This window comes from Flavobacterium sp. Root186, from assembly GCF_001428525.1.
Taxonomy (GTDB): domain Bacteria; phylum Bacteroidota; class Bacteroidia; order Flavobacteriales; family Flavobacteriaceae; genus Flavobacterium.
The window spans coordinates 1-21,179 of record NZ_LMHW01000014.1 but is presented as its reverse complement, the minus strand read 5'-3'; the positions used below and the strand labels follow the sequence as shown (position 1 = coordinate 21,179).

Annotated in this window: 17 protein-coding genes and 2 tRNA genes; 9 read left to right on the top strand and 10 right to left on the bottom strand. The window is 32.9% G+C overall.

What is annotated here, in order from left to right:
* Window positions 1-63 precede the first annotated feature (63 nt).
* Window positions 64-1,446, bottom strand: coding sequence for an ammonium transporter (locus ASD98_RS17000; RefSeq protein WP_056206593.1), 1,383 nt, complete (start codon window positions 1,444-1,446; stop codon window positions 64-66).
* 263 nt (window positions 1,447-1,709) lie between these two features.
* Complete coding sequence (locus ASD98_RS16995; RefSeq protein WP_056206591.1) at window positions 1,710-2,198, bottom strand: nuclear transport factor 2 family protein; 489 nt, start codon at window positions 2,196-2,198, stop codon at window positions 1,710-1,712.
* Window positions 2,199-2,485: 287 nt separating this feature from the next.
* Here ASD98_RS16995 and ASD98_RS16990 point away from each other — a divergent pair, with 287 nt between their 5' ends.
* Complete coding sequence (locus tag ASD98_RS16990; protein WP_056206590.1) at window positions 2,486-3,163, top strand: hypothetical protein; 678 nt, start codon at window positions 2,486-2,488, stop codon at window positions 3,161-3,163.
* A gap of 150 nt (window positions 3,164-3,313) precedes the next feature.
* Here the strand turns inward: ASD98_RS16990 and ASD98_RS16985 are convergent, their stop codons facing one another.
* From ASD98_RS16985 to ASD98_RS16960, 6 genes are all read right to left on the bottom strand, one after another.
* Window positions 3,314-3,628: an HPF/RaiA family ribosome-associated protein gene (locus ASD98_RS16985; RefSeq protein WP_053469929.1), complete on the bottom strand. Its 315-nt coding sequence runs from the start codon at window positions 3,626-3,628 to the stop codon at window positions 3,314-3,316.
* A 139-nt stretch (window positions 3,629-3,767) separates the two neighbouring features.
* Complete coding sequence (locus ASD98_RS16980; RefSeq protein WP_056206588.1) at window positions 3,768-4,193, bottom strand: very short patch repair endonuclease; 426 nt, start codon at window positions 4,191-4,193, stop codon at window positions 3,768-3,770.
* Between the two features lie 99 nt (window positions 4,194-4,292).
* Entirely contained in the window at window positions 4,293-4,697 is a 405-nt protein-coding gene (locus ASD98_RS16975) for a hypothetical protein (RefSeq protein WP_056206587.1), read from the bottom strand.
* An 8-nt stretch (window positions 4,698-4,705) separates the two neighbouring features.
* Window positions 4,706-7,357: an ATP-binding protein gene (locus ASD98_RS16970; protein WP_056206586.1), complete on the bottom strand. Its 2,652-nt coding sequence runs from the start codon at window positions 7,355-7,357 to the stop codon at window positions 4,706-4,708.
* Window positions 7,357-8,946: a DNA cytosine methyltransferase gene (locus tag ASD98_RS16965; protein WP_056206584.1), complete on the bottom strand. Its 1,590-nt coding sequence runs from the start codon at window positions 8,944-8,946 to the stop codon at window positions 7,357-7,359. Before ASD98_RS16965 ends, ASD98_RS16970 begins: the two co-directional genes overlap by 1 nt.
* A 95-nt stretch (window positions 8,947-9,041) precedes the next feature.
* Window positions 9,042-11,507 carry an AsmA-like C-terminal region-containing protein gene (locus ASD98_RS16960; protein WP_056206581.1) on the bottom strand — a complete coding sequence of 822 codons (2,466 nt, stop codon included), beginning with the start codon at window positions 11,505-11,507 and terminating at the stop codon, window positions 9,042-9,044.
* Window positions 11,508-11,748: 241 nt separating this feature from the next.
* Between ASD98_RS16960 and trxA the strand changes: the two genes are divergently transcribed.
* On the top strand, window positions 11,749-12,066 hold the full coding sequence (gene trxA, locus ASD98_RS16955; protein WP_012023423.1) for a thioredoxin: 318 nt from the start codon (window positions 11,749-11,751) through the stop codon (window positions 12,064-12,066).
* Between the two features lie 176 nt (window positions 12,067-12,242).
* On the opposite strand, the gene ASD98_RS16950 is transcribed toward trxA, so the two are convergent.
* Window positions 12,243-14,318 (bottom strand): ATP-binding protein, encoded by a 2,076-nt coding sequence (locus ASD98_RS16950; RefSeq protein WP_056206579.1) that lies wholly within the window; start codon window positions 14,316-14,318, stop codon window positions 12,243-12,245.
* Window positions 14,319-15,023 carry a LytTR family DNA-binding domain-containing protein gene (locus ASD98_RS16945; RefSeq protein WP_056206577.1) on the bottom strand — a complete coding sequence of 235 codons (705 nt, stop codon included), beginning with the start codon at window positions 15,021-15,023 and terminating at the stop codon, window positions 14,319-14,321.
* A 202-nt stretch (window positions 15,024-15,225) separates the two neighbouring features.
* On the opposite strand from ASD98_RS16945, the gene ASD98_RS16940 reads away from it, so the two are divergent.
* The 7 genes from ASD98_RS16940 to ASD98_RS24590 all read left to right on the top strand — a co-directional run.
* The gene (locus tag ASD98_RS16940; RefSeq protein WP_056206574.1) at window positions 15,226-15,741 is read left to right on the top strand and encodes a hypothetical protein; all 516 of its coding nucleotides are present in this window, start codon (window positions 15,226-15,228) and stop codon (window positions 15,739-15,741) included.
* A gap of 54 nt (window positions 15,742-15,795) precedes the next feature.
* The gene (locus ASD98_RS16935; protein WP_056206572.1) at window positions 15,796-16,380 is read left to right on the top strand and encodes a DUF4082 domain-containing protein; all 585 of its coding nucleotides are present in this window, start codon (window positions 15,796-15,798) and stop codon (window positions 16,378-16,380) included.
* Window positions 16,381-16,751: 371 nt separating this feature from the next.
* Window positions 16,752-19,325, top strand: a complete 2,574-nt coding sequence (locus ASD98_RS16930) for a M1 family aminopeptidase (protein ID WP_056206570.1) — start codon at window positions 16,752-16,754, stop codon at window positions 19,323-19,325.
* Entirely contained in the window at window positions 19,322-20,248 is a 927-nt protein-coding gene (locus ASD98_RS16925) for a DUF58 domain-containing protein (protein WP_056206568.1), read from the top strand. Before ASD98_RS16930 ends, ASD98_RS16925 begins: the two co-directional genes overlap by 4 nt.
* A gap of 86 nt (window positions 20,249-20,334) precedes the next feature.
* A tRNA-Asp gene (locus ASD98_RS16920) sits at window positions 20,335-20,408 on the top strand.
* 535 nt (window positions 20,409-20,943) lie between these two features.
* Window positions 20,944-21,017 (top strand) — tRNA-Asp (locus ASD98_RS16915).
* Window positions 21,018-21,079: 62 nt separating this feature from the next.
* On the top strand, window positions 21,080-21,179 hold a 100-nt coding region (locus ASD98_RS24590), incomplete at its 3' end, for a GIY-YIG nuclease family protein (RefSeq protein ID WP_199866310.1).

The window sequence follows — 21,179 nt, the reverse complement described above, 5'->3', positions numbered from 1 at the left end:
TTACTTATTAGAAACAATAGTATTAGAAAAAATTCGTGAATTCGTGGCTAAAAAAAATATTTTTTAACCGTAATGCGGTTCAGTAATTGGTTTTGATTTTGGATCCAATGTTTCGTCGTGCTGCGATAAATCCAATCCGATATGTTCGTTTTCTTCAGAAACACGAAGCGGAATGATGAAATTAGTCACTTTAAACAAGAAATAAGCTCCGAAGAAAGTAAAGATTGAAACCAGAACCAATGCCATCATATGATGTGCAAATACATTCCAGCCTCCATGTAGTAAACTTGCATTTTCACCATGCGCAAAAACAGCTGTTAGAATCATTCCCATAATTCCTCCAACACCGTGACAGGCAAAAACATCAAGAGTATCATCAAATCTTTTTGATAAACGGCAATTTACAACAGAGTTTGAAACCAAAGCCGTAATGAATCCGAAGAACATACTTTCAGGAACAGAAACAAATCCTGCGGCTGGAGTAATTGCTACCAAACCTACAACAGCTCCTATACAAGCTCCAAGAGCAGAAACCTTTCTTCCGTTCATTCTATCGAAGAAAACCCAGGTTAACATGGCTGCCGCCGATGATGTTGTAGTAGTTGCAAAGGCCATAGCAGCAGTTCCGTTGGCTGCAAGCGCAGAACCAGCGTTGAACCCGAACCAGCCAAACCATAACATTCCGGTTCCTAATAACACAAACGGAATATTGGTTGGTATATGCTGACTGTTTTTTCTTTTTCCTAAAACTAAAACTCCCGCCAAAGCTGCAAAACCAGAACTCATATGAACTACGGTTCCTCCGGCGAAATCTTTTACTCCAAAATAACTTCCTAAAACACCTGTTGGATACCAAACCGAATGGCACAAAGGCGCATAAATAAATATGGTAAACAAACTGATGAAAAGTAAATACGATATAAAACGAACACGTTCTGCAAACGAACCCGTAATAATTGCCGGAGCGATAATGGCAAATTTCATTTGGAATAAAGCAAACAACATAAACGGAATCGTATTTGCTAATTGTTTATGAGGTAGTATGTTTACATAATCCATAAAAGCAAAAGTGGTTGGATTTCCGAAGAAACTATAAAAATGATCTCCAGAACCAAAACCTACAGGTTCTCCAAATGCAAGACTAAAACCTACAACAACCCATAAAAGTGTTACAACACCCAAACAGATAAAACTTTGCAGCATTGTAGAAATCACATTTTTGCGGCCTACCATTCCGCCATAAAAAAAAGACAATCCCGGTGTCATGATTAAAACCAGACAACAAGAAGTCAGCATCCAGGCAACATCCGCAGGGACGATATGATCAGTTGTGCCAAATTCAGACAATACATAACTATTTTCAGTAACAGTTGGCCAAAAAGCGCCAATAATACAAACGATGCTGATAATGATAAAGGAAATGATCCAGCGTTTCTCTATTTTCATTTTTTCAAATACTTTATTTAACCCTATTTTTTTTGGGGTCAAAGTTAAAAAAAATTAAATATTTAGATTTTAAGGGCTGTTAAAATAGTGGTTGTGTTTTGATTTTAGTTGATTTTGTAAAATACTGATCGCTTTTTTAATAGTTTTTCATTTTACTATTCCAAAACGCACCCAATATTGTCAATTATACTATAATTAATTTGATAGCCATACTTATAAAGTCCTATAAAAGTTATGTTTATAAGAATAAAGCATAAAATTGTTTATTTTTTTTGAAGCTTCGCAATCAAAGCGTCTTCAATTGGTGCTTTTATTTTGGTTACCGCATCAACCTCATCATTCGGAATTGTCATTGATAATACATAATGTTGAATTTTCCATTCTTTGCCCACTTTTACCAAAACTCCAGAACCGCGGCAGATTTTCATTTGTGTATCCAGTAATTCATCAAACCAAGCCAGTTTTCCAGATTTGTCAAAAAAGATATGACGTTCAAGCGCTTTAAAATTCCAGGTTGTTCCTTTGTCGAAAAATGGTTTTGCCCAGATTTGAAATTCTTTTTTCGTCCAGTTTTCGGTTGCGTCAGTTCCTATGTAAATCGCATCATCGGCCAAAGCATTAAAATAAGCATCAAATTTTACTTCGCCAGCAGCTTTGTGCCAGGCATCAAGGGTTTGGTTGATTTTGTCTTTGTCGGTTTGAGCATTTGCAAAAGAAGCAGCGAATAAAAGTAGTAAAAGTGTTTTTTTCATTGGATATAGTATTTTAGTTTAAAGGTAAGGAATTTTTAAATCATGAAAGGTTTCAAGCAGATTCCGCAGACTTAAGCAGATTTTATATGAATTTTTATCTGCCAAAATCTGCAAAATCTGCGTGCAAAAAATTTCGCAACTCTGCTTCTGATAACTATGGGATGCGAGATTAAATGATAAAGAAAGTCCCCCAAAACTTAAATTATCTTATATAACTTATATGGTTATTTTTCTATGGTTTAATCTCAAAAAACAATTATATTTGAGTGCTTTAAAATATCCCAAATATGAATCCGAAAATCTTTATAAGTTCACTCGCTATAACCTCATTACTTTTTGTTTCCTGCAAAAAGGAATTAGAACCACAAGAAAGTACTTCAACATCTGAATTGGTAAGACTTGGACTTGCAAAAGATACAACGAAAACACCTTCAGTAGTACAGCAGAATCAAGCTTCACCATCATACCCAAATACTGTTTTAGGCGATACAAAAGGATTAAATCCGGCTCACGGACAACCGGGCCACCGTTGTGACATTGCCGTTGGAGCACCTTTAAATTCTGCACCGACGCAGCAAGTACAACAAGTGCAGCAGGTTCCAGCGCAAGCAGGGCAGACAGTACAAGTAAATCCGAATCAAAAAAATGTGGTTACTACTACAGTGGCTGCACCAGTAAAAGTTGGAAAAGGAATGAATCCGTCGCACGGACAGCCTGGGCATAGATGTGATATTCCGGTTGGAGCACCTTTAAATTCTCCAGTAGCGGCTAAAACTACTCCGGCAGCTTCGACACCGCAAGGCGGAACAATGACACAAAATGTAACCGTTCCTGCAGGAAATCCAGTTCCTGCTTTATTAAGCACCGACGCAAATAAAACAGTTGCAGAAGGAATGAACCCAGCACACGGACAACCGGGACATCGCTGCGATATTGCCGTTGGAGCGCCTCTGCCAAAATCATAAAGAAAAGGTCCAAAGACGCAAAGTGACAAAGGTTCAAAGTTTTTCTTCACGTTTGTTTTACTTTGTGTCTTTGTATCTTTGTCCCTTTTCAAAATACATAAAAAAAAGACGTTTCAATCTGAAACGTCTTTTTTTTATGTATTTTGAAATTTAATGTGCTTTCAATTTTTCGAAAGTAGTAGTAAGTGTTTTTTTGGCTTTACTCAAAGCACCGTTAAAAGCTTTTTCAAGAGTTTCGGCATGTTCAGTTACAGTTATTGGCTGTAATTTTGCTGTACGAACTTCGAGAACACATTTTTTATCATTTAGGCTGAATTTCTCGCCATTTTCATCTCCAAAATGTACTTCAATGCGTGTGATTTTATCTTCAAAACGCGCTAAACCTTTTTCTAATTCTTCAGAGAAATATTTTTCCAATCTTTGGTGTCCTTCGATGTTTTTGTCGGTATTGATTTGAATCTTCATAACGGTTTATATTTAATGTTTGTTTCTCAAAGCTATTTTTTTTAGACTGAAAAGACAAGGGGGTTAATAAAACATTATGATATTTTTAGTGTTAATTTTTTATTCCGAGGAAGGAGGAATCGGACGAGATTTTGAATTCTTATTTTGTGGTTTGTCTTTCGTTTATTGCGTTTTGAATTTCGAGAATACAAGCATCTAAATTCTTTTTGATATCGTTGCTCCAGAAACGTAAAATCTTCCAGTTTTGAGATTCTAAATAGGTGTTTACTTCGATATCTCTTTGTATATTTCTTTCGATTTTTTTGATCCAGAATTCATTGTTTGTTTTAATACGATTTTTGTCAATATCCCAGTTTTTTCCATGGAAAAACTCTCCATCTACAAAGATCGCTAATTTGATTTTTTTGAATGTGAAATCTGGCTTTCCAAATACAGTTTTATTATTTCGACGATATCGATATCCTAATGCCCATAAAGCTTTTGCTAAACGAACTTCGTCTTTGGTATTGGTGCTTCGAATAGCACTCATTAGTTTGGATCGTTGTTCGGGAGTTAGGAAGTCCATAATGAGTAAATTTCAATTACAATTTACTCATTATTAATGAAATATAAACGCAAGTTATGTTTTAAATTTTATTTTCTTATTTTGGTGTGAATTTGACATTTAGATGATTCCCTCTTCAAGCAATTCTCTCAATTTAGACATAAGATTTGGTCTATATACGCAGTAAGTAAAGTTATCTTCATTTGCTAATAATTCTCTTAGTTCAGTTTGGTTTAATTTAGCACTATAAAAAACAATTTTGCAGTTTGGATTCACAGATCGGATGTTTTGAATAACTTGGTCTCCATCTATTCCATGGCCTTCATTTTTTAGATTATAATCTACACAAAATAATAATTCACTAGGTATATTAGATGCTATATTCGAAAATTCGTTAGAATCGTTCTTTTCTGTAATACTTAATTTTACTTTAAATTCCTTTTCCAATTCGTTAATCTCATCTTCTACTGAAGGAAGATATTCGATTTTGTCTTCAACCCAAATAATATCAATTACTCTAATCATACGTTACTTTATTTTTTAAATGTTAAAATTAATTCTACTCCTTTTTTTATTTTATTATTCACAGTTATATTCATGTTTTCCGAAGATTCAATAATACTATTAACATGGAAAAGGCCTAAGCCGGAACCTGATGTAGTTGTAAAGCCCAAGTCAAATATATTTTTTACAGATTCTTCGGGTATGCCAATTCCGTCATCTCTGAAATTAACATTTAAATTTTCTTTTATAATTTCATAATCGACGGTCATTCTTGTTGATTTAGCTCTTATTGAATTACTGACAAGATTGTCAATTATTATGGTAATTTCAATTGGTTTAAAAGTACAAATAAATGAATTTTGATTAGAGTTCAGATTATTCGAGATAATCTCAATGTCTTCCGATCTTATAGGTATAACAATATTTTTAAGGTATTCATGAATAAATTCAAGTACATCTCCTTCAACTTCTTCTGCATAAAGTTTAAAATTAGCCTTTGTTGCAAATTGAGAAATAGCTAAGATTTTTCTGTTTTCTAAACTCATTTGCCTTAATTTATTTCCAATAACTTCATTAGGAATTTTTTCTCTTCTATTAATCCTTTTGTGTAAACCAGAAATGTAATTATTTAAAATGTCGGCTGAAATACCAATACTATGCATGAAACTTACTATTTCGTCAAGTTCTTGTGACTTCACAGATTTTAAAAACAGGTTTTGAGATTCTTTTTCTTTTAAAGAACTTTCTGCTTCTTTACGTTTATTTTCCTCATCTATGGCTTTTTTTTCAGCTTCTTTCCTTCTGTTTTCTTCATCTATGGCTTTTTTTTCAGCTTCTTTCCTTCTCTTGATTTCTTTTTTATAATCATTTTCTTGATTGTCAATAATTAATAATCCTTTTTTATCATTTGCGCGAATTGCAATTTCTCTAAGGGTATCAAATTGGGGCAAATTTTGTTCTTCGACATTCTCTGTAATATAATTTATTAGTTCATCAGAATATTCTATTAGTTGAATGTTTTTTTTGCCCGCTATATTTTTAACAAAATCTAACACTTGATTTTTAGCAGTAAGATCTAGTGTTTCTTGATTGTCACCAACCCTTTTACTTATTTTCCATAAAATTGGGGCTACAAAGCTCTCTAATTTTTTTAATGATTCAATAAAAAAATCACGTAGTTCTTCTGTTCCAGGGCTATTAAGCAGGCCACCATCGCGACTTGAAGTTTCTTGAAATTGTTCGGTGTTTTCTGAAATTGAAACTTGCCCAATTAACTCTCGGGTTCCTAGAAACCTCGCATAACCTTGAGCTTTTCTTTCATTTATATTAAAGGGATCATTGTTCGGTTCACCAAAAGGTAATACTCTGAATCCGTTATTAAAAAGGAATATCGAACCAAATTCTGCGGAAGTTATGCCCATTGTTTTTGTGAAACTTGATTTGGCATGTGTATTTAAATAAAAAAGTAAAATATTTGATTTGGAAGGAATGTGCTTATATTTATTAGATTCTTTTATCTTATATATTAGACTTCCTCTATCTATCAAGGTTGTTTCGATAAAATCTTCATCTTCCGTAATAGAAACTTTGATTTGAGTTGTAGCGATATTTAATGCTTCGAAAACAAAGTTTTTTACTTCTCCGTTCACAATATCAATTGAATTAGCAGATTCAAGATCTTTTTTTAATTCTCTTTGACTAATAAAATCAATAGAAAATTCATTCTGAAGAGTAAATGGGTTAATTAATTTGGCCAAGGATCTTTTGAGATCAAGAATTTTTTTTCTAGGCCATACATTTCGAAGATTTGAAATTTCTAATATTAATCCATTTTCAAAATTTTTAAATTTTGTGGAATTGGCATTACTGTATTTAATTTCGATATCTCCAAATTCATCTAAAGCATCATTTTCATATTCATCCCAGTCAAACTTTAAGTTCCAATAAATTGAATCATTTATCTTTTTTGTTGTCATCTCTAGTGTTGAACCTAGTCGATCGCTACCCATTCTACCGATGCCCTTTTGACCAGCATAGCTTCTGTTTGGATTTATTCTATCTCTATAGGATTTGTTTTTGTCTTCTTCAAATTCTACATCTTCAATACCTTCATTTTTTGCAGAATACGCAATAAAAAGCCATTTGTCGATAATATCTCTCCTGTTCATTCCTTTCCCATCATCCCAGATCGTAATTTTATCTTGATCGAAAATGATTTTTACTTTTTTTGCATGTGCATCAAACGAATTTTTTACTAGTTCAAAAACAGCAACAAAGTCATCTGTTATTAAGTTTTTTCCTAATATGGTTTTTAACTGAGAACTTATTCTAAATTTAAATTCATCAAAAAGTTCCCTTTCTTTAATTATTCTATTTTTTTCTGGAGAAAGTTTTATTTCAGAGTTTTTTTCTTCCCAAATTTCTGGAATTAAGGAATTGTAATTTTTTCGACCAGATTTATTTGTTACATATGCTCTAAAACCTAATAGTTGATTTTCAACTGAACGAACAGTTCTGTTTAGTTCATTTGCTAGAATATGAATTTTTGGATTATTTTCATGAATTCCTTTTCCATCTATTTCAATATATAACTCACATATTTTTTCAAGCTCTTTTTTATTAAAAGGCTGCCCAGTTAGGTCATTCTTTTCTCCGCCAGGAATTCTTTCATATTTTGCCATTATAAAATTTCTTTTAAATGTTTTTGAATGGTTTCTCCAATAACTTTTGCTAATAATGGAGGGACCGCATTTCCTACTTGTGTATATTGAGGCACTTCAAATTTTCTCATATCTCCCCCTGTTGTCGTTTTAGATCTAAATTCATACCAATCCGGAAATGATTGAAATCTGGCCATTTCACGAACGGTTAATGTACGAGGTTCGCTTTGATCATAATGGCATAAGTCATCAGGGATCGTTAATTGTGCTGGTGCTGGTTCTGATCTTCTTAATGCCCTTTGTGAATGTTTACGAGTTGGAATAGATTTAATTAATGTTTCAATTGTTTCAATGTTGGCAGGAACTTTTGATATTTCTTTTCCATTTTCAAGAAATAATAATTTATGCTTTGAAAATTCAGTCGTCAGTTTATTTAATAATTCTTTTGGAATGTCTTTACCTGTCAATAAATCAGTAGCTCCTTTTCTTAACCCGTTTTGAAATTGTTCAATAACTTGATAGAATCTAAATCTTGATTTTACCATAAAATTATGTTTTCTAACTTCGTGATTTTTGATGTAAATTGGGTTGTCTACGTCTTTGTAAAATGCATTATTAATGAAGTTAGCATATTGACTTTCAGTGTTGTTAAATTTATATTTGATGAACGTGTTTTTCAAATCTTCGATCGCATCGCTTGTGTTAATAAAGTTATTATTAGAATGAGAGATCTTTGGGAGAATTACACCATCAAATAAATTGGGATGATTTTCAATATCGTAATACTTAAATTCTTTTTCAGAAATGCTTTCTAAATTTTCCTTATTTTCAATTACTAAATCGTAGAATTTTTTAGATGTTAAAAGAATTTCATTATTTGGGTAAAATTTTATTAGTTTATTAAATATGTCTTTCCTGTATGCCTGTAAAATAAATCGAGGTCTATTTTGAGGAACTCCAAAATATTTAGAGTTTAACATCATACAAACAGGAATGAATCCCTCTAAAACAAATGCTTTGGAAACTTCTAACCATGCATAATATTTTTTTCTATTTTCTGTAAATGGAGAAGTGATTCCTTTTACATTTTCTAATAAAACAGTTTTAGGTTGTACCATTCCTGCAAATTTTGCAAAAGAAAGAGGAAGAAGGTTTTTATCATTGTTTTTTTCTCTTCTACCTGCTAAACTAAAACTTTGACAGGGTGGCCCACCAGAAATTAGATCGATATTTTTTGCTTTAAGCTCTTTTACAATTTTTGGATTTTGAGAAAAAAAATCTAACAAATGATCAATATTTCCAATTAATAATTTTTCTTCTAAACTTGTATTTTTATTTAAATCCGAAAATTTTCCTTTTGAAGTTGAAAAGGGATTTTCACGTAATCTATTTTCTAAATCTTCTGAAATGTAATTACTTTTAATCCAAAGTGACCTACTTGCAGTTTTTTTTTGTTTTGAAAGAGAATGTAAATCTTCATTTAATATATTATAAGCAAAAGTTTCTCCTGCCATAGGAGACAATTCATTAGCAAAAAACAATTCGAATCCAGCGGCTTCTAATCCTAGACTCATTCCTCCGCATCCTGCAAACAACTCAATATGTGTCAATGTAATATAATAATTTATTTTTAGAGATGTAAAGATAGTTTAAGATACTAACTTTTAAAAAAAAGTTTAAGTTTATTTTGATAACAAGAAAAAGCTTATTTATCCCCCTTCTTCCCCCACTTAATCTTCATTTTCCCACCATCATCAACAGCAAGTAAATGAAGAACAATACCACGTTCACGGACAGCATCACGTTCGGCTTTGCTGGCAAGTTTGGCGTCGTTTTTAGAATTTCTTAGTGGAATTGTCAGGGCGAGATTGGTACCTCGGCCGAAAGAATAAATTCCGTCAACATCGATGTTTAGGACGCTTGAACTTATAGTTAAATTATTTACGTCGATTTGCTCTCCGCGCATATTAAGATGACCGGATAAATCGCTGAAAGTTATATTCTTGACATCACGAAACGGAAAAGCAAATTTGCCCACTTTTACAATAGGCTCAAAGTTGAGCAATGCACCTTGAGTAACAGTAAAATCGAGTTTTCCGTGCATCGAGTTGGTAATTAATTCTCCTTGGCTGTTGATAAATCCGCTTACGTTTGCCGTGCTGGTCAATCTTCCTTTAATGTTATTTGGATTAAAAGATTTGATTCCGAAGTTGTTGAACGATCTCAAAAAACTCGCAATATCAACTCTGTTTACCTGAGCGTTTGAGCTGAAAGCATAATTTTTTCCGTTTGGCAAAAGTTCGCTGTTAAAAGTAATGTTTCCGCCGGAAGTTTGAAGCGAACCGTTTTTTATAACCAATTTAGAATTGAGCATTGAGATTGTTGCCGTTGTATTGGTTGCGGTCAATTTATTGTAATTGATTTTATCTGCTTTAATGTCAATAACAACAACACACTTTTCGATTACAGTTCGCAGATGATTTGAAATCGTTGTTCTTTTATTGTTTTTAAGTATGGCTTTCTTTTTTTGAGAAGAAGCCAAAACGCCAAGAAATTGTTTAAGATCGATATTTGGAAAGTAAATGTTCCAGTTTACGACCATTTTTTCGGGCGCATCGTAATACAGGTTTAGGAAATTATCGATTTTTCCGTCTATGAAAATTGTGTTCTTTTTATGTTTGTAAGCGATTTGTTTAATGACTAAAGCTTTCTCGGTAAAATCAAGATGAATGTTGGTTTTTACCGCATGAATATCTTTTGGGATATAATGAAATGAAGCATTATCGACATCGACATTTCCAATAAATCTTGGTTTATTAATGTATAAATCGACAATATCAAACTGAAATTTCAAATTGGCTTTGGCGTGGCCTTCTTCAAAATGAATCCATTTTTCGTTGCTTACCTGATTGAGTCTTTCGATATCAAAATCAGAACTTACGATTCCGGTTGCGATTGGTTTTTCGAGATTGTTAATTACAACTTGCGGAATTGTAAGCGGAATATTTTCATACTCTCCCGAAAATCGGGTTAAAATTACAGCCGAATTTGGATCGTTAAATCCGTTTTTTGGTTTAAAATTATTGGTAAAAATTCCTCTGAAATTACATTTATCAATTCGTCCGTCGGGAATGGTGAGTTCGTTATTTTTGGCTACAGCCTGAACCACAATTTTTGGATCGTCATGAACATTCAAATCACCTTTTAAGTCGCAGTTTACATCGATTGGTTTCTTCAAATCAAACCGATTCAATTTTGAACTAATATTTCCGGATAATAAATGAGAAGCATTGCTCCATAAAATACGAGTATTAATGTTGATTCCGAAAAGGGAATTGGTTTTGCCCACGTTGAAATAAGCCACAATATCAAATGAATCAGAACCAATTTTTAGGTTTTTGGTCGAAACATCAATTTTATGTTTATCAGCTTGATAAGAAACAGACAAAGTTCCTTTGAGTTCTTTTTGTTTGGCAAAACTTCCGTGAACGGTATTAAAAGCTAAACTGTTTATTTGAGTGTCTAAAAACAAATCAGTATTCCAGTCGTCTCCGTCATAATCAACTTTTGATTTTAAACTGTGAACATCAAAATCAAACAATTTATTCCCCAATTGATTATCGATAATAATATGAACATCGTTGAGGTCGATTTCGTCAATTGTGGTTTCGGGTTTTGATTTATTTTCGGGTGTTTTTTTCTTTTTCGGTTTAAAAATATCGGAGTTTGTGTAGCCGTCTTTGGTTTTGTAAATATAAATATCGGCGTCGTTAATCAGTATTTTATGAATATTGATTTCTTTTTGCAGTAAACTCCAAACGTTTAAATGTGCTTCGATTTCCTGTGCTTTCAGTAAAGTATGATGATGTGTATTCCATTTGTTGTCTTTGAGTTCGACATCTTTTAAGGCCAGCGTGAAATTCGGAAAACCGGTTAAAAACTTATATTGAAAATCGCCAATATGAAACTTCCCGTTTATGTTCTCATTAATCTTGGTATTAATCTTAGCAATAATTTCGGTTTTATTCTGATTGAAATAAAGAGATAATCCTCCACAGGCCAATAAAAGCAATCCAATTAGTATCAAAATAAAAATACCAAAACGTTTGGCGTATTTTTTAAAATGAACTGACTGAAAAAATGTTTTTATTTTGTGTAAAGCTTCCTTCATTTTATGTGGATTTTACGGACAAATAAAGATAAGTATAAAAAATGACTTTCTTTATGATAGTTATAGCTTGTAAATAAAGCACATGTGAATGTTATAATAATTGACGATACATTTATAATCAAAACTAATTTGGGAATGGTGTATGATTTGTTTTTAATTTTTAACTTTGTACCTCAGTTTTGAAAGTATTTAAAAAGTCTCCCGAGACAAAAGCTGAGAATAACTTTAAAGAAAAATAATTATGGCATTAGCAATAACAGATGCTACTTTTGACGAAGTAGTTTTAAAATCAGATAAACCAGTAATGGTAGATTTCTGGGCAGCATGGTGCGGCCCATGTAGAATGGTTGGTCCAATCATTGACCAATTAAGCGATGAATATGCAGGTAAAGTTGTGGTTGGTAAAGTAGATGTAGATGCTAATCAGGAATTTGCTGCTAAATATGGTGTGCGTAACATACCAACCGTTTTGGTGTTTCATAACGGTGAAGTAGTAGGAAAACAAGTAGGAGTTGCTCCGAAACAAACCTACGCTGACAGCTTAGACGCTTTGTTGTAATCGTAAGATTATGATTTATATAAAAAAGGCCTGATTTTTTCAGGCCTTTTTTATTGGAAAATTTTGAGAGAGTTTTTTCGCCACAAATTGCACGAATTATAATTTAATAACAAACTTACACGGATAGTTTTTTGAACATAAAATGAAAAAAATTCGTGAAATTCGTGGCAAACTGTTTAGAATGTAATCGTAAAAGTAGTTCCGAAATCTGGTTTTGAAGAAACTTCTATTTTGCAATTGATTGCTGTTGCGAGATCGCGAATTAAATGCAATCCTAATCCGGATTTGATCCCAATAACTTCTGAATCATCGTAAAGGGCTTTGAATTTTTCCTGATTTCCGCCTGCGCCGTTATCGGTTATAGAGAGAAAAGCCTGATTGTTTTCCTGCCACGCTTTCCAAATTATTTTTTGGTTTTCTCTTTTGTCAAGCGCTTTTATGGCGTTTCCGGTTAAGTTTCGGATAATAGTTTTTAGGTAATTTTCATCTGTAGTAAGAATAACATTTTCAGGATTCTCAAATGAAATTGAAATGTTCTCATTGCTCGAAAAATGCTGCTGCATTTCTTTAAAAACAACTTCAACAGCAATTTCTTTAAAATGAGGTTTGAAGTTTTCCATTTGGCCTTTACTCCAAAGCAAAATATCTTCCATTGAGGTTAATAAATTTTCTGCTCCCGAAATTACTTTGGTCTGCATTCGGGCAGCGGTTTCTTCATCAATCAATTCTGGATTTTCTTTTTGAAGATGTAAAAAGTGAATCAAATTTGAAACCGGACTTCTTAAATCATGGTTTAAAATACTAAAGAATCGCGCTTTTATTTTATTGGCTTCATCCAATTCCTGGTTTAAAACCTGTAATTTCTGATTTGTTTTCTTTCGGTTTTGGTTTTGATTGAATAACAATAATCCGATAATTCCAACCAATACTAATCCTGAAATTAAATAGAATCGCTGCTTTTTAGCTTCATCAATCTGGATATTTTTAATTGTATTTTCAGTCGAAAGGTTATTGATTTTCTGTTGTTTGGTCTTATTTTGATAACGGGCTTCGGCGTTTGCAATACTTTGTTTCGCCGATTCGTGCATCATTTCGTCGTTGTATTTGCTGTAGATTTCGTTATAATGAAATGCTTCTTCCCAAAGTCCAAGTGCAGCATAACTTTGAGAGAGTTTTTTATTTATAGTAACAAAGAATTCTTTGTCATAATTTAAGGCATTTACCGATGCTTTTTTTAAAGTTTCAATCGCACTTTTATACTCTCTTTTTTCATATAAAACCCTTCCCATAATGGTGTTGGCTTCCATTAGGATTTCTTCATCTGTAGATTTTTGCCCAAACAAAACCGCTTTTTTAGCATAATTGTAAGCCGTATTTATCTGGCCTTTATCGGCATAAAACTTAGACATACTTTGGTTCGCAAAACTCAAATTAAGAAACAAAGAATCTTTTACAGTTGGGTAGGTATAAATTAACTTATAATACTTCAAAACGCTGTCTGGTTTTTTCTGCGCTGCAAAACACTGCATATAATAATTGCATGAAAATGCGCTTATATAGGGAGATGTTTTTATATAAGGTTTGGCTTCATTTAAATATTCAACTGCTTTATCAAATTGTTTCATTTTGATGTAGGCACTTGCAATCTGGCTGTACGAAACTCCAATATTTTCAATATTTGGGATGCTTTTTTTAAGCAGTTTTTTATACGTTATTGCTTTTAGCTGATATTTAATGAAGTTTTCATATTGAGCATAATCGAGATAATATTCGCCTAAACTTCCGTTAAGAACAGCCTGTGTATAAGTATTTTTTGTAGTGTCGAGAACTTGTTTGATATAAACAATTAAGGCTTTCCTTTTTAAAGTATCATTCAGCGAATAATAAATATAATTGAGCCGCATTAAAGCCGAAGTTTCATTTTTTAGATGTTTAACTTTTTTGGCATACTTCAAAGATTGCTCATAATTAACCAATGCTTTTTGGTATTGATTATTACTAAATTCATACGCAGTTCCTTTTTGAAGATAAAACCGGCTTGTGTAAGCAGGATGATTTTTAGAAAGCTCGATTCCTTTTTGTGAAGCCGTTATTACTTTTGAATAATCTTCTTTGTCTAAAAGTTCTGTAGAATATTTCAGCCAGATTTTTAGTTTTTCGTTTGTAGTTTTATATCGGGACAAATTCGGCTCCTGTTGCGCAAAAACAGAAATACTGATAAAGAACAAAAACAAAACACCGACTTTTTTCATCTATATCAGGTTTAAGTTTTCTTTGTAGCTTCTCCCAACCGGAATCGCGACATTATTGTTTAAAATAATTTCCGTCGAATTCATCTTCTGAATAAACTGTTTCTGAACGGCATAACTTCTGTGAATTCTAATAAAAGATTGAAAATGATCTTCTTTCAATAAATTTCCAATACTCGATAAAACACAATGCCTTTTCTTATCTGTAATAATCAAAGTGTAATCTTTTAATGCTTCGAGATATAAAATTTCGTGAAGTTTTACCTTAGTCTGATCGTGGCCTTCTTTTATATAAATAGTATCACCGCCAATGCTGGCTTCAAAAAGAGAAGCTTTTAGTTTGATTTCCATAAACTCTTCAATCCGGCTTAAGGTTTGAGTAAAGCGATCCAGTTTTAAAGGTTTTACGATAAAGTCCAGCGTTTCTATTTGAAAACTTTCAACAGCGTGTTCAGGATGTGCGGTAATAAAAACACAAACCGGAATTTCTAAAGCTTGTTTTCTGAATTCAATCCCGCTTAAATCCGGCATATCAATATCCAGAAATAGAATATCAACTTTTTTTTCTTCAATAAAAGGAAGCGCATCTTCGGCAGAATCAAAAACACCTAAAATATCCAGAATCGGGAATTTTTTAGCAAAAGACAATACAGTCAGCCTGTCAATTTCGTCGTCATCAACAATAATACAAGAGTATTTTTTCATCATTCAAACCTATTTTATGTCGTCTGTCTATTTAAAATGTTGTTTGTCTATTGACTGTTTTTACCGCGGTTTTAATCGTGCAAATTTGCCTTGTAATTAATTCGAAAGCTGAAAATAACTATCCCTGACAGTCTTCTGAGTTTTACAAAAATAATGTTATTGAATTAAATAAGAACGATTTGACCAATTTAAAACTAAAATTATTATGAAATTTTCTAAAACCATTTTTACACTTTTTTTACTAGCCATTTTTACAATTTCATGCAGCGGCGATGATGGCACTGATGGTGTTGATGGAGCAGCGGGAGCAGCAAATGTAATTTACAGTGCCTGGGTAAATGCTCCAATAGCAGTTGCAGAAATAATAGATGGTACTTCAGGAATGTCTACATCTATTAATGCACCAGAACTATCAGCAGATATTCTTTCAAAAGGAACCATATTGGTTTATGTGTCTTTTGGAGTAGGAACTTACACAGTTCCTTATACATCTACGGCAGGCGGAAATGCTAATACAATTACAGCTATTTCCAGCTTACAAAAAATTAAACTATTCAGATTTAGACATGATCAGGGAGGAACGGTAGGTCTTCCGGTGTCACTTAGCTGGAGATATATTTTAATTCCCGGAGGAGTTGCTGCAACAGCAAAAACTGCAAAACCAGATTACTCTAAAATGAGCTACGAAGAAGTTTGTGCACGTTTTAACATTCAGCCGTAAGCTCTGAAAAAATCAATTTAATAAACCAAATAAGAACTAATCAATAAAGATATTATGAAAACTTTAAAAGCACTTTTTACTATTTTATTCGTTGCAATTTCTATTACTTCATGCAGCAGTGACGACGATAAAGACAATACACCAGCATTTGAAACAGAAAACCCATTGGCAGTTTATTACACTCAAACCGGATTTTCAACCGTAACCAATTTTATAAACGCTGGAGATTATGAATTCGGATTAGTTTTTACGCCAACTGTAAAAGGAAACATTAAAGCAATTACATTAAAATTACCGGAAGCAAATCCAACATTGCGTGTAACAATTTGGGATTATGCATCAAAAGCTGTTTTGCGTTCTGAAACCTTAAATGTTGCGACAGCTGATGTTCAGGTTACAAAAGAAATCAGTGTTTTAGGTCTTGAAAAAGACAAAAAATATTTGATCACAATGAATTCAAACGACTGGTACAAAAAGAATAAAGCAGATTTAACCAATGTTACTTATCCAATTACTGCCGGAAATATCACATTTAACGAGTACAGATGGATAAGTGGAACAGGACAAACTTTCCCAACCAATGTTTCTGCAAATTACAATGCAGGAGATTTAAGTTTTGAATTTCAACAAACTGAATAATTTTATTTTTGGATAGCTTGAATTAGTAAGTTTGGAAAGGTTTGGCAATCGTCAAACCTTTTTTTCCTTTAAACCGGAGTTAGAAAATGAACACAATATTTTGAGATTGTGGAGGGAAAATAAAATGGAAAGCAATATAAAAGAAAATCTGCTTATTCCATTTCACATTTGGTACTAAATAATGAATTTAAACTAATAAAAATGGACACATTCTTTTTTTTGGTGTTGTGCTGCAGCTTTTTAATTGTTTCGGCTCATAAGAGAGATTAAAGTTGGAAAGTCAATTTTAATCAAATACCATAATTTGTGAAAATTCGTGCAATTCATGGTAAACTTTTTTTATTTTTAACGAATCTTATATTCCTTTAAAAATGAAAAATCTGTACAGTTTTCTTTGTTTTGTTCTGTTGATTCCAATTGGTTTTTCTCAATCTAAAGAAAAAGAAAGTGCGTTTTTAGAAAATGGAGTTTCAGAACAATTGGCTCAATTTCGTAAAAAACAGATTTCAGGTATTCAATACGAATTGTCTTTTGAAATTCCGAATCAGAAAGAGGAGAATATTAATTCTCATTTGAATGTAAATTTGAATTTATCTGATTTAAGCCAGCCTTTACTTTTAGATTTTAAAGAGAAAACTTCAAATATAAAAACAGTTGAAGTAAACGGAAAAAGGATCGCAATTATTCATGAAAAAGGCCATATTGTAATTTCTCCTTCAGCTTTAGTTTTAGGAAAAAATACAGTTTCTGTTTCCTTCATCGCCGGCAATTTATCTTTAAACCGAAACGACGATTTTCTTTATACGCTTTTAGTTCCCGATCGTGCGAGTACATTGTTTCCGTGTTTTGATCAGCCGGATATTAAAGCGACTTATAAACTGAGTCTTTCCGTTCCAAAAGATTGGTCGGTTTTGGCTGGAGCCGATGTAAAAGAGAAAATCGAAAAAGGTGATTTCATAACGTACCATTTTGGAGAATCAGATAAAATGAGTACGTATTTGTTTTCTTTCGTTGCCGGAAAATTCAAAAGCGCAACACAAAAAGCAGGTTTAGAAATGACGATGCTCTATCGTGAAAATAATCCTGAAAAGATAAAAACCAGTACCGATACGATTTTCAATCTGCATCAGCAATCTTTAGATTTTTTAGAAAAATATACCAGTTATAAATTCCCGTTTCAAAAATTGGATTTTGCTGCAATTCCTGTTTTTCAATATGGCGGAATGGAACATGTGGGAGCCATTCAATACCAGGAATCGACTTTGTTTTTGGACAACAGTGCAACCGACAGCGAGAAATTAAATCGTGCAAAATTAATTGCACATGAAACTTCGCACATGTGGTTTGGGGATTTGGTAACCATGAAATGGTTTGATGACGTTTGGATGAAAGAAGTATTTGCCAATTTTATGGCCGATAAAATCATGAATCCAATTTTCCCTAAAGTCAATCATAATCTACAGTTTTTTACGGCGCATTATGGCAGCGCTTTCGCGGAAGACCGATCTTTGGGCACACATCCGATAAAACAGCATTTGGCAAATTTAAAAGATGCCGGATCGCTTTACGGAGCCATTATTTACAATAAAGCGCCAATTATGATGCGCCAGTTAGAAGCTTCGATGGGGGCATCAGCCTTTCAAAAAGGAATCGAAAAATACATTAAAAAATACGCCAACAACAACGCCGATTGGAATAATCTTGTAGAAATTCTGGATGCCGAAACGCCGCTCGATATGAAAAAATGGAGTGAAGTCTGGGTCAATAAATCAGGAAGAGCCATTTTTACAGATAAAATAGAATACGATTCTAAAAACCAAATCAAAAAGTTTGAAATTCAGCAAATCGCCGAAGATAAATCCAATAATATCTGGCCTCAGGTTTTTCAAATAGGTTTAGTTTACGATGATAATGTGAAAGTTTTAAACGTAAACATCAAAGACAAAAACATTGTTTTAAAAGAAGCTGCAGGACTTGAAAAACCAAACACAATTATTTACAATTACAATGGTTTTGGATACGGGGTATTTCCGCTTGACGGGAATAATTTAGATTATATTTCAACGTTGAAAGATGAGGTTGCACGAGCTTCGGCTTACAGTAACCTTTATGAAAACATGCTGATTGGAAATGTTTCTGCGGAAGAAGCTTTTAATTGTTTTTTCAAAGGAATTCAATTTGAAGAAAATGAATTGGTTTTGCGAATTGTATCTAGTAATCTGAATACAATTTACTGGAGATTTTTAACCCAAAAACAACAAGATAGAGTGCAGACTTTATTGAGTTACACTTTATACTCACGCCTGCAGACTAATTTATCTGCTAATGTAAAAAAGACATTATTTGGTTTGTTTAGTTCGACTGCGTATTCCTCTTCGGCGAAAGCCAAATTATATCAAATTTGGAATAAAGAAATCGTAATTCCGGGTTTAAAATTAAACGAAGATGATTTTACCAATATGGCAATGAATCTGGCAATTTTTAAACATGAAAAAGCAGATGAGATTCTTGAAAAAACCAGAACAACTATTACAAATCCTGATAAACAAAAACGTTTTGAATTCCTGCTTCCATCCTTATCAAAAGATGAATCGGTTCGAAATGCTTTTATGGAATCTTTAAAAGACGAAAAAAACCGTGAAAAAGAATCATGGGTTGAGGTTGGTTTGAGTAATATTCATCATCCGCTTCGTCAGGAAAGTGCTAAAAAATATATCAGATTTTCATTAGATTTGGTTGATGAAATCCAGCGTACCGGAGATATTTTCTTCCCGAAAGACTGGCTTGAAGATACAGTTGGAAAATATTCGTCTAAATTTGCTTTTGATGAAGTACAGCGATTCTTAAAAGAAAACCCTAATTTTAGTCCGATTCTGAAGAGGAAATTATTTCAAGCGACAGATTTGCTTTATAAAGCACAAAATATTAAAAAAGAAACCGAATGAAAATTGAATCGGAAATAGAGAAAGTCTCCAGTTTTCAGCATCTCGAAATGCTGGCAAATCAGGTTGTTGAAGGTTTTATATCCGGAATGCATAAAAGCCCGTTTCATGGATTTTCGGCCGAATTTGCCGAGCATAAAGTCTATAATGCAGGCGAAAGCACCAAACATATCGATTGGAAATTATTTGCCAAAACCGACCGTTTGTACACAAAACGTTTTGAGGAAGAAACTAATTTACGTTGTCATTTAATTGTAGATAATTCGTCTTCAATGCATTATCCTGAACTAAAATCGAATCAGCCTTTTTATGAAAAAAAGATTGGTTTTGCGGTCTTGGCTTCGGCAGTTTTAATGAACATTTTAAAAAAACAGCGCGATGCTGTTGGTTTAAGTGTTTTCTCAGATAAATACGAATATTACGCTCCAGAAAAAGGAAGCGATCGCCATCATAGAATGCTGTTGAATAAACTGGAAGAATTATTACAGCAGCCAAAAGTCAAAAAAACGACCGATACGATTACATATCTGCATCAAATAGCTGAGAAAATGCATCGTCGTTCGATGATTATTTTGTTTACCGATATGTTTCAGGCCGAAGATGATGAAAAGCTTTTTAGCGCTTTACAGCATTTAAAACACAATAAACATAAAGTGGTTTTGTTTCATGTGGTTGATAATGAAACGGAATTGAAATTTGATTTTGATAATGCACCAAGAAAATTTATCGACTTAGAATCTGGAGAAGAAGTTTCAATATTTGCAGATAATGTAAAATCAGAATATGAAAAAAGGGTAGAAGCGTACTTTAAAAACCTGGCTTTAACCTGTGCAAAAAACCAAATTAAGTATGTTCCGGTAAATGTAGGCGACAATTTTGAAAAAATATTGACTACATATTTAGTTGAAAAACAAAACTTTGGCTAAGAATTTGAAAATTTATTTCATTTTTTTTATCAAAACACTTGCAGAAATGAAATTCTGTACTATCTTTGCAACCGCAATAACGCAGAGGTTTGGTAGTTCAGTTGGTTAGAATACATGCCTGTCACGCATGGGGTCGCGGGTTCGAGTCCCGTCCAGACCGCAATATTGGGAGAAGCCTTTCTTAACAGAAAGGCTTTTTTGCCCAAAAACGGTATCTAAGATTAGTTGTGTTGTTTTGCTACGACTTTGTAACTCGTAGCTGGTTTAGTAGTTAGACCAATGAAAAGCTTTCCACTTTTGTGGATGGCTTTTTTGATTTAAGACCTTTTTGTCAAAAGGTAAATTCCAACCTTGGAAGCTCAAGAAAAATTCCAAATTCCAATTTTTAACGTATAGTTTGTCATTCCGAGGAACGAGGAATCTTCGCAAGTAACTCTATAAAGATTTTCTAATCACTATATAAAAACATAGCCCGTGGTTGAAACCACGGGCTATGTTTAAAATAATCACGCCTATTTCTGTACGAAAAACCTTTGTCAAAGTTTCAAACTTTGACAAAGGTCTGCATATTCAATTGGAATTTGGAATTTTAAGATATTGGAATTTAACCAATTAAAAATTTCTCAATTTTTATTCCTAAAAACCCTTGCAGAATCCAAGTTCTGTTGTATTTTTGCAGTCACAATAAAGCAGTGGGTTTGGTAGTTCAGTTGGTTAGAATACATGCCTGTCACGCATGGGGTCGCGGGTTCGAGTCCCGTCCAGACCGCTTAAGTTTGTAAAATGCCTCTCATTACGAGAGGCATTTTTTTTACCATTAAATTTTGATTTATGTTTTACGTTTATATAATTTATTCTAAAACTTTTGATCTTTATTACAAAGGGTTTAGTGAAGATGTTGCTCAAAGATTATTGTATCATAATGAGAACA